The sequence below is a fragment of the Streptomyces yokosukanensis genome, from assembly GCF_001514035.1.
GTDB lineage: Bacteria > Actinomycetota > Actinomycetes > Streptomycetales > Streptomycetaceae > Streptomyces > Streptomyces yokosukanensis.
Genome location: NZ_KQ948223.1, coordinates 1 through 14,100 on the forward strand (window position 1 = coordinate 1; position 14,100 = coordinate 14,100).

9 protein-coding genes are annotated in these 14,100 nt (G+C 73.8%); 1 reads left to right on the forward strand and 8 read right to left on the reverse strand.

Translation table 11 applies throughout. From position 1 onward, the window contains the following. Positions 1 to 18: 18 nt before the first annotated feature. From AQI95_RS34530 to AQI95_RS34540, 3 genes are all read right to left on the reverse strand, one after another. Complete coding sequence (locus AQI95_RS34530; RefSeq protein ID WP_067133374.1) at positions 19 to 1,044, reverse strand: carbohydrate kinase family protein; 1,026 nt, start codon at positions 1,042 to 1,044, stop codon at positions 19 to 21. Between the two features lie 92 nt (positions 1,045 to 1,136). After that, positions 1,137 to 2,360 (reverse strand): methionine adenosyltransferase, encoded by a 1,224-nt coding sequence (metK, locus tag AQI95_RS34535; RefSeq protein ID WP_067133378.1) that lies wholly within the window; start codon positions 2,358 to 2,360, stop codon positions 1,137 to 1,139. A 515-nt stretch (positions 2,361 to 2,875) separates the two neighbouring features. Next, positions 2,876 to 3,940: a glucose-1-phosphate thymidylyltransferase gene (locus tag AQI95_RS34540; RefSeq protein ID WP_067133381.1), complete on the reverse strand. Its 1,065-nt coding sequence runs from the start codon at positions 3,938 to 3,940 to the stop codon at positions 2,876 to 2,878. A 147-nt stretch (positions 3,941 to 4,087) separates the two neighbouring features. Here AQI95_RS34540 and AQI95_RS34545 point away from each other — a divergent pair, with 147 nt between their 5' ends. After that, positions 4,088 to 5,464 (forward strand): NDP-hexose 2,3-dehydratase family protein, encoded by a 1,377-nt coding sequence (locus tag AQI95_RS34545; protein ID WP_067133384.1) that lies wholly within the window; start codon positions 4,088 to 4,090, stop codon positions 5,462 to 5,464. Positions 5,465 to 5,566: 102 nt separating this feature from the next. Here the strand turns inward: AQI95_RS34545 and AQI95_RS34550 are convergent, their stop codons facing one another. The 5 genes from AQI95_RS34550 to AQI95_RS34570 form a co-directional block, all read right to left on the reverse strand. Next, complete coding sequence (locus tag AQI95_RS34550; RefSeq protein WP_067133387.1) at positions 5,567 to 6,442, reverse strand: AfsR/SARP family transcriptional regulator; 876 nt, start codon at positions 6,440 to 6,442, stop codon at positions 5,567 to 5,569. Between the two features lie 207 nt (positions 6,443 to 6,649). Then, positions 6,650 to 7,480, reverse strand: coding sequence for a 4'-phosphopantetheinyl transferase family protein (locus AQI95_RS34555; RefSeq protein WP_067133390.1), 831 nt, complete (start codon positions 7,478 to 7,480; stop codon positions 6,650 to 6,652). Between the two features lie 29 nt (positions 7,481 to 7,509). Beyond that, complete coding sequence (locus tag AQI95_RS34560) at positions 7,510 to 9,279, reverse strand: acyl-CoA dehydrogenase family protein (RefSeq protein WP_244188938.1); 1,770 nt, start codon at positions 9,277 to 9,279, stop codon at positions 7,510 to 7,512. 309 nt (positions 9,280 to 9,588) lie between these two features. Beyond that, positions 9,589 to 9,771 carry a DUF5302 domain-containing protein gene (locus AQI95_RS34565; protein ID WP_067133393.1) on the reverse strand — a complete coding sequence of 61 codons (183 nt, stop codon included), beginning with the start codon at positions 9,769 to 9,771 and terminating at the stop codon, positions 9,589 to 9,591. Between the two features lie 103 nt (positions 9,772 to 9,874). Further along, positions 9,875 to 13,957 (reverse strand): type I polyketide synthase, encoded by a 4,083-nt coding sequence (locus AQI95_RS34570; RefSeq protein ID WP_159056625.1) that lies wholly within the window; start codon positions 13,955 to 13,957, stop codon positions 9,875 to 9,877. Positions 13,958 to 14,100 lie beyond the last annotated feature (143 nt).

The following is a 14,100-nucleotide window of genomic DNA, read 5'->3' on the forward strand; positions in this document are numbered from 1 at the left end:
GGGTTTCGGGAGCCGCCGTCACGAGACCTCGCCGCCCTCGCCCGCGGCGGCGGCCGCCAGGTGGGGTGCGATCTCGGCGGCGGCTTCGGCACCGTACGCGGCCGTGAGGTTGGCGAGGAGCCGGGCGAGCGTGGCCTCGTAGGTCTGGGAGCCGACGGTGCGGATCGCCTCGGCCGCGACCGCGCAGCCGAGCCGGGTCGCGGCGGTCAGGGCCAGGCCCCGGACGGTGGCGGCGAGGAAACCGGCCCGGAACGCGTCGCCGACGCCGGTCGGATCGGCGACCGGGACGTGGGGTACGGCCGGGACGTGCAGGGCGGTGCCGTCCGCGCGCTGGGCGCGGGCGCCGTGCTCGCCGAGCGTGACGATCCAGGTGCCGACCCGGTCGAGCACCTCGTCGCAGGTCCAGCCGGTGCGTTCGAGCAGCAGCGCGGACTCGTACTCGTTGGTGAAGAGCCAGCGGGCGCCGTCCACGAGGTCGCGCACCTGCGCGCCGTCGAGGCGGGCGAGCTGCTGCGAGGGGTCGGCGGCGAACGGGATGCCGAGCTCCCGGCACTGCCGGGTGTGGCGGAGCATCGCCTCGGGATCGTTGGGCGCGATCAGGACCAGGTCCGGCCGGCCGGTTCGGCCGGCCGAGCCGGCCTCGTCGAACAGGGCCGTCAGGTCGATGTCGCGCGCCTCGGCCATGGCACCGGTGTAGAACGCGGCGATCTGGTTGGCGTCCTGGTCGGTGGTGCACATGAACCGGGCGGTCTGCCGCTCGGCGGAGACCGCGACGCCGCCGGTGTCGACGCCGTGCTCCTTGAGCCACACCTCGTAGGGCCCGAAGTCGGCGCCGACGGCACCGATCAGGAGCGGTCCGAGGCCGAGGCCGCCGAGCCCGAAGGCGATGTTGGCGGCGACCCCGCCGTGCCGTACTTCGAGGTCGTCGACGAGGAACGACAGGGAGACATGGTCCAGTTGACCGGGGATGAGCTGGTCCTTGAACCTGCCGGGGAACACCGTCAGATGGTCCGTGGCGATCGAGCCGGACACCGCGATACGCACGTGAGCACTCCTGTTGGGTGCGTGGGCCGGGGCAGAGGCCGTTCGGTCGACCGGCCCCCGTCCGGGCCGGTCGTCGGTCGGTGGGGTGCGGGTCAGAGTCCCGCGGCGGCCTTGAGCCGCTCGGCGCGGTCGGTCTTCTCCCAGGTGAAGTCGGGCAGTTCGCGGCCGAAGTGGCCGTAGGCGGCGGTCTGGGAGTAGATCGGGCGCAGCAGGTCGAGGTCGCGGATGATGGCGGCCGGGCGCAGGTCGAAGACCTCGGAGATGGCCCGCTCGATGGCGGCTTGCGGGACGGTCGCCGTGCCGAAGGTCTCGACGAACAGACCGACCGGCTCGGCCTTGCCGATCGCGTAGGCGACCTGGACCTCGCACCGGGAGGCGAGCCCGGCCGCGACGACGTTCTTGGCGACCCAGCGCATCGCGTAGGCGGCCGAACGGTCCACCTTGGACGGGTCCTTGCCGGAGAAGGCGCCGCCGCCGTGGCGGGCCATGCCGCCGTAGGTGTCGATGATGATCTTGCGGCCGGTCAGACCGGCGTCACCCATCGGGCCGCCGATCTCGAACCGGCCGGTCGGGTTGACCAGCAGCCGGTAGCCCTCGGTCTCCAGCTTGATGCCGTCCAGCGCGAGCTGGTCGAGGACATGGCCCACGACATGCTCCTGGATGTCGGGCGTGAGCAGCGATCCCAGGTCGATGTCGCTCGCATGCTGTGTGGAGACCACGACCGTGTCGAGCCGGACCGGGCGGCTGCCCTGGTACTCGATGGTGACCTGGGTCTTGCCGTCGGGGCGCAGGTAGGGGATCGTGCCGTCCTTGCGGACCTCGGCCAGGCGGCGAGAGAGGCGGTGGGCCAGCTCGACCGGGAGCGGCATCAGGTTCGGGGTCTCGTTGCTGGCGTAGCCGAACATCAGGCCCTGGTCGCCCGCGCCCTGACGGTCCAGCTCGTCCGTCTCCCCTTCGGCGGCGGCGCCCTCGATGCGCGTCTCGTACGCCGTGTCGACGCCCTGCGCGATGTCCGGGGACTGCGCGCCGATCGACACGGACACACCGCAGGAGGCGCCGTCGAAGCCTTTCTTGGAGGAGTCGTAGCCGATCTCCAGGATCTTCTCGCGCACGAGAGCCGGGATGTCCGCGTACGTCTTGGTCGTGACCTCGCCCGCCACGTGCACCTGGCCGGTGGTGATGAGTGTCTCGACGGCGACGCGGGAGGCCGGGTCCTCGCGCAGCAGCGCGTCGAGGATGGCGTCGCTGATCTGGTCGGCGATCTTGTCGGGATGACCCTCGGTCACGGACTCCGAGGTGAACAGACGACGGGACATGGCTCTCCAGGTTCCTTGTAGGGGGTACAGGCGGTACAGCGGGCGCCGGCCGCGGCGGCGGGGGAACGAGGGGCTTCGGCGACTGGGCCCCGAGCACCGCGGTGTCCGGGCGCGCCGGACGTCATTTCGGTCGAGGTCGAGGTCGCGGTCATGCGGGAACTCCTGCCTCAGCCTGCTGGGGCACGGCAGTGCCCGGGTCCTCGGGGAGCGTGCCGCCCTGGCGGACGAACTCGGCTCATCGGCCACTTTTGCCGGGACGGCTCGCCCCTCACTCGTGCCTCGTCGGAAGTTCCGTCGGGCCGGGCACGTGGACCAGTGGAGTCCGGGCAGTGGCGCACCGGGGCGCGGCACGAGCCGCGGTCGAGGCGGGCCGGAGCGGACACGTGGAAGCCGGCGCGGGGCACGCCGTCGTGTCCCCGGCGCCGCCGCCCGGCGCCGCTCGGGCTACCCACCGTCGCGGACGGTCCGCGCCGAGCGCGGGCCGACGCCTGCGGCGGTGCCGGTCGTCAGCGGCTTCACGCGGCCACCTCCGCGTTGGCATGGTCTCCGACGAACAGTTGATGCCGGGCGGCGGTGGAGCGGCCGATCCTGGCCCAACGGCCGATGATCGACCGGTCGAGAGCGGGTACGCCGTCGACGACGGCACCCTCCAGGAGGATCGAGTCGGCGACGGCGGCGTCCCGCAGGACGCAGTCGCGTCCGACGGAGACGTACGGTCCGACGGTGCAGTCGGTCACGGTGGTTCCGGCGGCGATCACCAGCGGTCCCACCAGGCGACTGCCGCGCACCCGGGCTCCCGGCTCGATCACGACCGGGCCGCTCAGGGTGCTGGCGGCGTCGACCTCTCCGTGCACGGCGGGCCCGGTCAGCCGTCCGAGCAGTTCCCGGTTGCAGTCGAGCAGGTCCTCGGCCTTGCCGGTGTCTTTCCAGTAGCCGTCGTAGCGCTCGGCGCGCACCAACGCGCCCTCGTCGGCGAGACGCTGGATGGCGTCGGTGATCTCCAGTTCGCCGCGCGCGCTGGGGCGCAGTCCGGCGACCGCCCGATGGATGCGGGAGGTGAAGAAGTAGACGCCCAGCGCGGCGAGGTCGCTGGCGGGGTCGGCCGGCTTCTCGACCAGGCGGTGTACCCGGCCGTCGGCGCCGATCTCGGCCACCCCGTAGGCACGCGGATCGGCCACCGGCTGTACGAGCAGCAGCGCGTCGGCGCGGTCGGCGGCGAAGGCATCGGCGGCGTCCACGATGCCGTCCGCGAGAACGTTGTCGGCCAGGTACATGACGAAGTCGTCGTCGCCGAGGAAGTCGCTCGCGAGCTGGACGCAGTGGGCGAGCCCCAGCGGGCGGTCCTGGTGCAGATAGGTGAGGTCGAGCCCGAACGCGGAACCGTCACCGACCACCTGGGAGATCTCCGCGGCGTGTGTGCCGACGACGACGGCCGCCTCGGTGACGCCCGCGTCGCGGATGTTCTCCAGACAGTGCACGAGCACGGGCTTGTTGGCCACAGGCAGCAGTTGTTTGGCGGTCGAGTGGGTGAAGGGGCGTAGCCGGGACCCGGTCCCCCCTGACAGTATGAGCGCCTTCATGTTTCGTAAGTCTGCAGACAGTTCCTCAAGGAGAACTTGAAGCGGCCCGGAGCAGGAGGTCGTAGGCGGTGCCGGGCCCTGCCGGACTCAAGGGACTGACCGGCGGTCGTCAACCGGTCCTCGAGCGGGAACCCGGAGCATGCCCGCATGGCCTCATCGTCGACCGCACCGACTCCCGCCGCGGCAGGGGACGTCTCCTTCGACCGGTGGCTGGACGAGCAGCGCCGCAGACACCACTACGCGGTGCGGCGCGCGCCGCTCGATGCACTGCCGGGGTGGAGCTTCAGCCGGGACACCGGAGATCTGGTGCACTCCTCAGGCCGCTTCTTCTCCGTCTGCGGGCTGCGCGTCACCACCGACCACGCAGCCGCGGGGCAGCCGCCACGCAGTTGGACGCAGCCAGTCATCGTGCAGCGCGAGGTCGGGCTGCTCGGCATCCTGCTCAAGGAGCACCGCGGCGAGGTGCACTGCCTGCTGCAGGCCAAGATGGAGCCGGGCAACGTCAACGGGCTGCAGCTGTCGCCGACCGTGCAGGCCACCCGCAGCAACTTCACGGGCGTGCACCGGGGCCGCCCCGTGCCGTACACGGAGTACTTCACCGGGGACCGGCGCGGCGGGCGGGTGCTCGCCGACTCGCTCCAGTCCGAGCAGGGCTGGTGGTTCCTGCACAAGCGCAACCGCAACGTGGTCGTCATGACGGACGAGGACGTCCCCGCGCTCGACGGGTTCCGCTGGCTGTCGCTGCGTCAGATCGGCGCGCTGCTGCGCCGCGACCACCTGGTGAACATGGACAGCCGTACGGTCCTGTCGACGCTGCCGGTCCAGGTGCTCGCGGACGGTTGCGGCCTGCCGGGCTCGGCGGGTCAGGACGATGCCCTGCACTCCTTCACCGAGGTGCTCTCGGTCCTGGCCGAGGCCCGGTTCGGGTACGAACTCACCCAGGAGCCGCTTCCGTTGCGCGAGGTCCTGGAGAACGCCACCAGCCCGTGGCGGCGGACGCGGGACGGCATCGGGCGGCCCGACGGCCGGCACTTCACGGTGCTCGGCGTGACCGTGGAGGCAGAGGCACGGGAGGTGGCCCGCTGGTCCCAGCCGCTGCTCGCCCCGGTGCCGGGGGTCGCCGGGCTGCTCGTGCGGCGGGTCGAGGGGGTGCCGCATGTGCTGCTGCGGGCCCAGGTGGAGGCGGGCTCCCTGAACGTGGCCGAGTTCGGGCCGACGGTGCAGTGCTCGACGCGTCATCTGACCGAGCGGGGCGCGCATCGCCCCGAGTTCCTGGACACGCTGCTCGCGCCGGGCGCCGGGCGGGTGCTGTTCGACACCGGGCAGTCCGAGGAGGGCGGACGCTTCCACCACGCGCTGACCCGCAATCTGATCGTCGAGCTGGACGAGTCGGACACGCGCGATCTGCCACCGGACTTCTGCTGGGTCTCGGTGCCACAGGCGCAGGCGTTGCTGCGGCACGGCAACTATCTGAACGTGCAGGCCCGTTGCCTGATGTCGGCGCTGACACTGGCGACGCGGTAGCGGACACCGGCGACGGGCCGCGCCCGGCACGTGTCCGGGTGGCGGGCCTCCGGGCGGGGCGTGTGGGGCGGGGAGCCGTTGGGTGAGGCGGGGGGGCTGTGGTCAGCTCGCGTGGGCGGCCAGGTGGCCGGCGCGTGCCGGTGCTCCGGTGACGCCCCGCGCGGGGCGCCGGGCCGGGACCTCGGCGAGGGCCCCGACCTGCGTCTCGGGGTGCGCGGTCAAGATCGAGCGCTGCAGGCGGCTCAGCACCGGCGACGGTTCGAGGCCCAGTTCCTGCACCATCGTGGTGTGCAGGCGCTGGTAGACGCTGAGAGCCTCGCCCCGGCGGCCGGAGCGGTGCAGCGCGAGCATGAACTGGCCGTGCAGGCTCTCGTGCATCCGGTACTGGTTGACCAGGACCGTCAGTTCGGAGAGCAGCTCGCGGTGGCGGCCGAGCCGCAGGTCGGCTTCGATGCGCTGGTCGAGGGCGCACAGGCGGGCCTCTTCCATGCGCTTGACCTCCAGGGCGATCCGGTCGCCCGCCTGGACGTCGGCGAGTGCGCCGCCGTTCCACAGGGAGAGGGCCTCGCCCAGCCGCTTGGCGGCCGAGCTGTGGTCCCCGGCGTCCATGGCCCGGTAGCCCTCGCCCGCGCGCCGCTCGAACTCGCGGAAGTCGAGCCGGCCACCGCGAAGGTCGAGCCGGTAGCCACCCGGAAGGGTCACGAGCACGTCCTTGGCGGTGACGGTCCCCGCGTCCTCGCCCCGGGCGAGGGCCGCGCCGATCAGGTCGCGCAGCTGCAGCACGTACGTCTGCAGCGTGGTGCGCGCGCTGCGCGGCGGGTTCGCGCCCCACAGCTCCTCGGTGAGGGCGGCCACGGAGACCATGTGGTCGGCGTGGAGGGCGAGAAGCGCGAGCACTCGGCGCGGCTTGGGAGCGGTGGGTGTGACCGAGATGCCGTTCTCGTGCGCGGCGAGTGCGCCCAGTACGTCGATGTCCATCGTGATCCCCCTCGTTGGTCCGCATCAGGTCGGCGCGCAGCAGGGCCATCGCTTCCGCATCGGACAGGAAGAACTGCGGGCTCTGACACTCCGAGTAAAAAACAGCACAGTCGGTTTGTCAATCGGAACACCATGCGGACCGTATCCGTGCTGGACGAGGGCTCGAGTCGAGGGACGCTCCGGCGCCGAGCCGAAGGTGACGGATCCTCAGTTCAGGAGTTCGGTGACGGCGCCCATGAACCCCTCGTCGAGCATGGTGTGCGCCGCCATGTCGCGGGAACTGCCGAGGCCCGCGTCGTGGCGGGCCACGCTGAGCAGGTAGCGGCCGAGGACGCGGTGCGTGGCGAAGGCCCATTCGCCACGGGCGGCGGGCCTGCCGTCCGGGGCGAGCAGGCCGCTGCCGCCCACGTCGAAGCCGAACTCGGTGAAACCGAGCTGGAGTCCCTGCCCCAGCGCCTTGGTGTAGGCCTCCTTCAGGGTCCACACGCGCAGCATGGCCGCCGTGCGCTCGGCCTCGGGGAGGCCCTCGATGTCGGCCTGTTCGGCGGGGGTGAGCACATGGCCGCTCAGCAGCTCGTACGACATACGGCGGTCGGCCGGTTCGACGTCGACCCCGATACGGCCGTCGCGGCTGATGGCGACGGCGATCAGATCGTCGGTGTGGGTGAGGCTCACGTCGATCTGGTCGAGGCCGCGCAGATACGGGCGTCCACCGATCTTGTACGCGAGGTCCAGCTCCGCCGGCTCGGTGTGCAGCGCGGCGGCGGCCGTGTACTTGGTGGCGAGGCGGGAGGCGACGAAGCGGTAGCGGACGGTGGGGTCGGCGGTGCGGCGGTAGCGCTGCCAGTCGCGGCCGAGCAGCGGGCGCAGCGCGGGCTCCGCGACGACGGCGCCGAGCCATTCGCCCCAGGTGGTGGTGACGACGGCGTTGCCGTAGCGGTCCATGGCCTCGCGCACCCGGTGCCAGGGGGCGCTCGGTCCGCTGACGTGGAACGGCACGCTGATGTGCTCCGCGCCGGTGGGGACGGTGGTCGTCAAGGGGCCCTCCCTGGGGTGTCTGCGGCAGGTCACGGCGCCTGGGCGAGCGCGTCGAGGTCGTAGCCGAGGCCCTCCCGGTAGCGGCGGACCAGTTCTTCCAGCACCTGCGCCTGGACGCCGTCGGGCAGGTCGGGCACCGGGACGCCGAGCCGTTCGGCGAGCCGGGACAGGGCGAGGACGGCCCAGGCCGGGTCGGCGAGGAACGGGTCGGCGCCGTCCTGGCTCTCCCAGACGCCGAGGACCGCGGCGGCGCCGACGACACCGCTGTAGCGGTCGCTGAGCACGATCACCGCCGGGTCGACGAGCGCGGCGCCGGACGCCGGCAGGCGGCGGCACTGCTCCCGCAGGGCGCGCAGTTCGGTGACGAACGCCTCGGCGAGGTCGGCGAGCGCGCCGCGCGTGCCCCGGGTGCCGCGCGAGGCGGCGAGCCGGGCGGCGCTGCCCACGAGCGAGGCGGCCATGAAGTCGCCGCCCCCGGCGATGCCGAGCAACCGGTAGTCGAGGTCGGGCAGTTCGCAGCCGGTGCGGAACAGCTCGGACGGCGGCTCGTCCTCGCTGAACCAGGACCGTTCGGCCAGAGCGCGCAGCTGGGGCACGAGCACCGCCTGGCAGGAGGCGCTGCCCGCATGGCCGAGTCCGGCCACGGGCAGGTCGCGCACGAGCTTGTCGAGCGCCCCGAACTCGGGGCCGGCGTGGTCGTAGCCGCGTGCGCCGAGCACGGTGGCCAGCTCCTGCAGGTCCTCGCGCAGCAGGTCGGGCACCAGGTACTTGACGGCGGCGGCGAACAGATGGGCCTGGGCGGGCAGCAGGCTCAGTGCCCGCAGTACGACCGTGGCCATGGCGTCGCCGGCGAGCAGGTCGGCGAAGACACCCGCGAGCGGCTTCTGCCAGCGCTTGGCGATGGGGCCGGTGCGGCCGTCGGTCGCGGCCCGCACGGCCGAGTGCAGCACCGTGCCGGCTGCCGCGGTGACCACGCCGCAGATCACACTGCGGTTGACCTGGAACACCTGGAGCGCCAGGCCCACTCCGTCCCCTTCGCTGCCGACCAGCGCGTCGGCGGGCACGAGCGCGTCGGTGAACTGAAGGCCGCAGAAGAGCGCTCCGCGCATGCCGGGCAGCTCGACGCGCGGCAGGTGCCGGACGCGGCCCGGCGGGACCTGGGCGGGGTCGAGGAGGAGCACGGAGTGGCTGCGCGGTCCGCGCGCGGTGTCGGTGCGGGCGTAGACGACTTGCAGGTCGGCGCGGGAGGCGTTGATGATCACGTCTTTGCGGCCGTCGAGCCGGTAACCGCCCTCGGTGGCGCGGGCGCTGAACTCGTGGCGCAGGATCGCGTTGGCGTGCGCGAGCTCATGATGCAGGATCGTGGCCCGTCCGCCGCCGAGCAGCAGGTCGGCGACGTCCTGCCGCTGCCGCGCGGTGCCCGCCGCCCAGACGGCGCCGGCGGCGAACAGGGACGTGATGCCGTAGCCGAAGCCGAGTGCCACGTCGCGTCGGAAGACGGGGCGCAGGGCGCGCGCCAGCAGATCGGCCCGGGTGAGCCGGCCGCCGTGGGCGACGGGAACGAACTCGGCGCCGAGCCCCGCCTCGGCGAGCAGCGCCTCGGTCTCGGCGGGCGGCACGCGCCGGTCGTCGGCGGCGAACAGGGCCCGCAGTCCGTGCGGGTTGGCCGGATCGTACGGGTCTCCCAGCAGGGCTTCGAGCCGTGCGGCCCTGTCGAGGGCGGCCTGCTCCGTCCGTGCGGACGGCGTGCCCTGGGGATGGACGGTCTCGGCGTCGATGGTCATGGCCGTGATGGTCATGGCGGCGCTGGTCACCTCCCTCGTCACCACACGGGACGCTGCGTGCGCACCCGTACCCAGAGCCTGGCCGTCTCACCTCGAGTCCGGGTGGAAGGGCTCTCGACGGAGGTTCCGGTGCCCCTGTGGCGCCGTGATGGCGCATCGGAAGCGTTTGTCCGCCCCTTTTCGAGTGATCCTCCGGGCGATCCACCGGGCAGTTTCCGAGCGATCCTCCGGGCGATCCTCCGGGCCCGGTCCCCCGGGGCACAAAAAGGCTGCGGCACCCCGAGAACGGGGTGCGGCAGCCTTTGTTCGCGAAGAGGTGCTCGGTCAGCCGGCCTTGCGGCGGAAGTTCCGCTTCTGACCCGCGCGACCGCTCAGGTTCTTGACCTTGCCGCGTGCCTCTTCGTGCACCTGCTTGGCCCGCGAGGCCTGGGACTTGCGCTCCAGCGCCTCCTTGAACTTCGCGCGCACCTCGTCCTCGCCGGGGTTGCTCTTCGGAGTTTCGGTCATACGGGCCTCCTTGCCGCAGTCAACAGCCGTGCCGGAATTGCATCACCACTTTCACGACCGGATCTGGATCCTCACTCAAGGACCGGTCGAGAACCAAACCCGCCTAGCGACTCTCGGACACCGCCGCCAGGCCTCGGGCGGGTCGAAGCGCTTCGGACCCGCGCTGGAAAGCATAGATCGGCAGATCGACCGGGACACCGCCGGCGAAGACCCGCTGCCAGCTGATGTCCTGCCCGGCCACATGCAGCGCGCCCAGTGCCCGTACCAGTGACCGCACTTCGCCTCCCGGTTCGTCCGCGCCCCGGTGCGAGGCCACGAACACCGCGGGCTCGGCCACGCACGAGGCACCGAGCGCGGACAGCACCCCGGCCGGACCGCACTCCACATACCGGCCCACCCCCCTGCTCTCCAGCGTGCGCACCGCGTCCGCGAACCGCACCGGAGCGCGCGTGTGCCGCACCCAGTGGCCCGGATCCGACACCTGATCGGCCGACATGAGACCACCGGTCACCGTCGACACCCACGCGAGTGACGGTTCGCGGAACACACACTCCGCCGCGACCCGCCCGAACTCCCCCGACAGCGCCTCCCTGTGCGGGGAGGGCGACGTGTGCGCCGGCACCTCGGCCGTCTCGGCCTCGCCGGCCCGCACGCATGCCGTCGCCCCGCCCGGTTCGCAGGCCTGCAGCAGCCGGCCCCGCGCCGCCACCAGCCGTGCCGCGTCGGCCAGGTCCAGCACCCCCGCCACATGGGCCGCCGCGATCTCGCCCACCGAGTGACCGGCCACCGCTGCCGGTGTCACACCCCAGGACTGCCACAGCCGGAACAGCGCCACCTCCAGGGCGAACAGCCCCGGCTGCGAGAACTCCGCCTCATGGATCAGCGCCGCGTCGGGGCCGTCCTGCGCCGCGAACAGCACCGCCGCGAGCGGCAGCCGCAGATGCGGATCGAGCGCGGCGCACACCTCGTCCAGCGCCCGCCGGAACGCGGGGAACGCCGCGTACCACTCCCGTCCCATGCCGATGCGCTCACTGCCCTGGCCGGTGAACAGCACCGCGAGATCCGTGCCTGTCGCGGCCGCCCCCTCGACGAGGCCGGGGTGGGGCCGGTCGTCCGCGAGGGCGCGCAGGGCCTCGGCCGCCTCCGCGGACGACGCGGCGACGACGCTCGCGCGGTGCTCCAGATGGGGGCGGTGCCGGGCGGCGGTGTACGCCACGTCGACGAGGGCGGTGTCGGGTGTGCCGTCGAGGAGGCCGGCGAGGCGGGCCGCGTTCTCGGCGCGGGCCCGCGCGGTGCGGCCCGAGACGGTGAGGGCGACCGGGGTGGGGCGCGCGCGACGCCGGCGGCGGCCGGTGACGGCCCCCCAGTCCACGTCGGAGCCGTCGCACCACAGCGCGGCGGCCAGGTCCTCCAGGGCCTGGCGGGCGCTCTGGCCGCGGCGGCCCGTGCTCAGGGTGCGCGGCTGGTCGCCGTCGACGGCGTCGAGGCTGCGCTGCAGCGCGTGGCTCGCCACGGGATGCGGTGTGATCTCGACGACGCGCACTCCGCGTCCGTCGGCGAGCGCGCGGGTGGCCTCGGCCAGCCGCATGGGCGTGCACATGGCACGCCCCCAGTACGCGGCGTCGAGGTCCGTGCCGTCGGCGTACCCGCCGAGGACGGTGGACCAGAACGGCACCGTGGTGGTGCGGGTGCGCAGCGCGCCCAGGCGCTGCTCCAACTCGGGTGTCAGCCGGGCGATCCGGGCGCTGTGCGCGGCGTGGTCGATGTTGACGCGGACGGCGCGTACGCCCCGGACGTCCAGGTCGCGCTCCAGGGTCTCGACGGCCTCGCGCGGCCCGGACAGACACACCTGCCCGGGGGCGAGGTGCCCGGCGAGGGAGAGCCGTCCCGCGCGGACCTGGGGCAGCGACTCGGCGTCCTCCAGGGAGAGTTCGCACACGGTCAGGGCACCGTGGCCGGCGGCGCGTTCGGCGACGAGCCGGGACCAGGTGGTGATCAGCCGGGCGCCCTCGTCGAGCGGCAGCGCGCCCGCGAAGACGGCGGCGGCCACCTCTCCGACGCTCTGCCCGAAGACGACCGTGGGTTCCACGCCCCAGGCGCTCAGGGTGCGGGCGAGGGCCGTCTGCAGGGCGAACAGGACGGGCTGGACGACATCGGAGCGCTCCAGGCGCGAGGCGGCCGGGTCCGCGAGGAGTTCCTCGGTGACCGACCAGCCGGTGAATGGCTCAAGGGCCCGGTCGCACGCCTCGAAGGCGGTCCGGAAGGCGGGGTCGCCCAGCAGGTCGCGGCCCATGCCGAGCCACTGCGAGCCGGGGCCGGAGAAGCAGAAGGCGAGCGCGTCGGGCCGGGCGGCGGGGCCCTGGGAGCGGGCCGCGATGCGGGCGCCCAGCGCGCCGGCCAGGTCGCCGGGGTGGTCGACGGCGGCGACCACGCGATGGGTGCCCGCGGCGCGGCCGAGGACTTCGGGCGCGTACCAGGAGCCGCCCGTGCGGACCCGGTCGGTGAGCACGTCGGCGGCCGTGCACAGGTCGCCCGCGTTGTCGGCGGCGAGCGGCACGAGCAGCCGTCGCCGGTGCGGGGCTTCCTCCAGGGCCAGGTGGGCGTCGGCACCGCCGCGGCCGAAGCCGCTCACGCCCGCGTAGCGGCGGCCGGTGCCCGGCCACGGTGTGCGCTCGGTGACGACTTCGAGGCGGTCCACGGCGCCGTCGGTGAACGGGCCGGGGGTGGTGGGGCGGAGGCCGGCGGGGATCTCGCCGTGGTGCAGGGCGAGCGCGGTCTTCATGAGGCCGACGGCGCCCGCGGCGGCCTGGGGGTGGCACAGGCCGGTCCCGGCGGAGCCGACGCGCAGCGCCTCGGCACGGCCGCCGGCGAAGACGGTGCCGAGGGCCTCCGCCTCGGCGCGCTCGCCCAGCGGTGTGCCGGCGCCGTGGGCCTCGACGCAGACGTAGGAGACGTGCCGGGGGCTGATGCCGGCGTCCTGCCAGGCGGCGCGCAGCACGTCCGCGCGGGCCCCGGGGGCGGGGGGCGCCATCCGGTCGTCGGCGCCGTCGCGGTCGGCGACGCCGTCGTGGTGGTGGGCGACGCCGTCGTGGTGGTGGGCGACGCCGTCGTGGTCGGCGACGCTGCCGCGGTCGGCGACGCCGTCGTGGTCGGCGACGCCGTCGTGGTGGGCGGCGCTGCCGCGGATCACGGCGTAGACGCGGTCACCGGCGGCGAGTGCGTCGGACAGGCGGCGCAGCACGAGGACGCCGCAGCCCTCGCCGTCCAGGTGCTCGGCGGAGGTGGGGGTGTGCGGGCCCGGCCTCACGTGGACACCGCCGGCGAGCGCCAGGTCGACCTGCCCGTCGCGCAGGCTGCGTACGGCGAGATGGGCGGCGGCGAGCGCGGAGCCGCACGCGGTGGCGACAGCGAGAGCGGGACCGTCCAGACCGAGGGCCCGCGCGATCCGCCCACGACCGGCCGCATCGCCCCAGCCGTCCGCGGCGCACGGGCCGCAGCTGTCCGCGGTGCGCGCGCCGGTCGCCGGGTGGTGGTCCTGGGCCCCGGTTCCCATGAACATGCCGGTGCGGTTTCCGGGGAGCTTGTCGTGGACGATGCGGGCGTCCTCCAGCGCGGCCCACGCGGTCTCCAGGGCGATGCGCCGGCGGGGGTCCAGCTGCCGGGCCTCGGCGGGCGTGATGCGGAGCAGGTCCGCGTCGAAGCCGGCGGCGTCGTCGAGGAAGCCGCCCCGGCCGCCCGGTGCCTCGCCGACCTCGCCGACGCCCTCGACGCCGTCGAGCAGGCTCTGCCACAGTGCCTCGGGGGTCTCGACACCACCCGGCAGCCGGCAGCCCATGCCGACGATCGCGACCGGCGCGTGGGCGCCCGCGCGCCCGCCCGCGGGCGTCGCGGCGGCCGCCCGTGCGGCACGCTCGTCACCGGCGAGGTGCGCGGCGAGCGCGGCGGGCGTGGGGTACTGCCATACGGTCCAGGCGGGCACGGGCCGCCGCAGCCACCCGGACAACCGCCCGACGAGCGCGGTCAACTGCTCCGGTTCCAGGCCGAGTTCGCTCAGCGGGCGGTCGACCGGCACCGCGTCGGGCGGTACGGTGAGCAGCCCGGCGACCGCCTCGCGCAGCTGCCTGCCGATCGCGTCGGCGGACGGCCGACGGGGGGCGGCGTCGCTGTTCTTCTGGGCCGGGCTCATCTGCGCCTCCTCGATGCTCGTCGAACCGGACCGGCAGGCCAGGACCGCGTGTGACCCGGACATACCAGGCTCTCGCCGCGGTCTGGAGACCTGCTCGAGCAGCCGTGCAGGCACATCCGTTCCCGCCGCACGGCGCTCGCGAA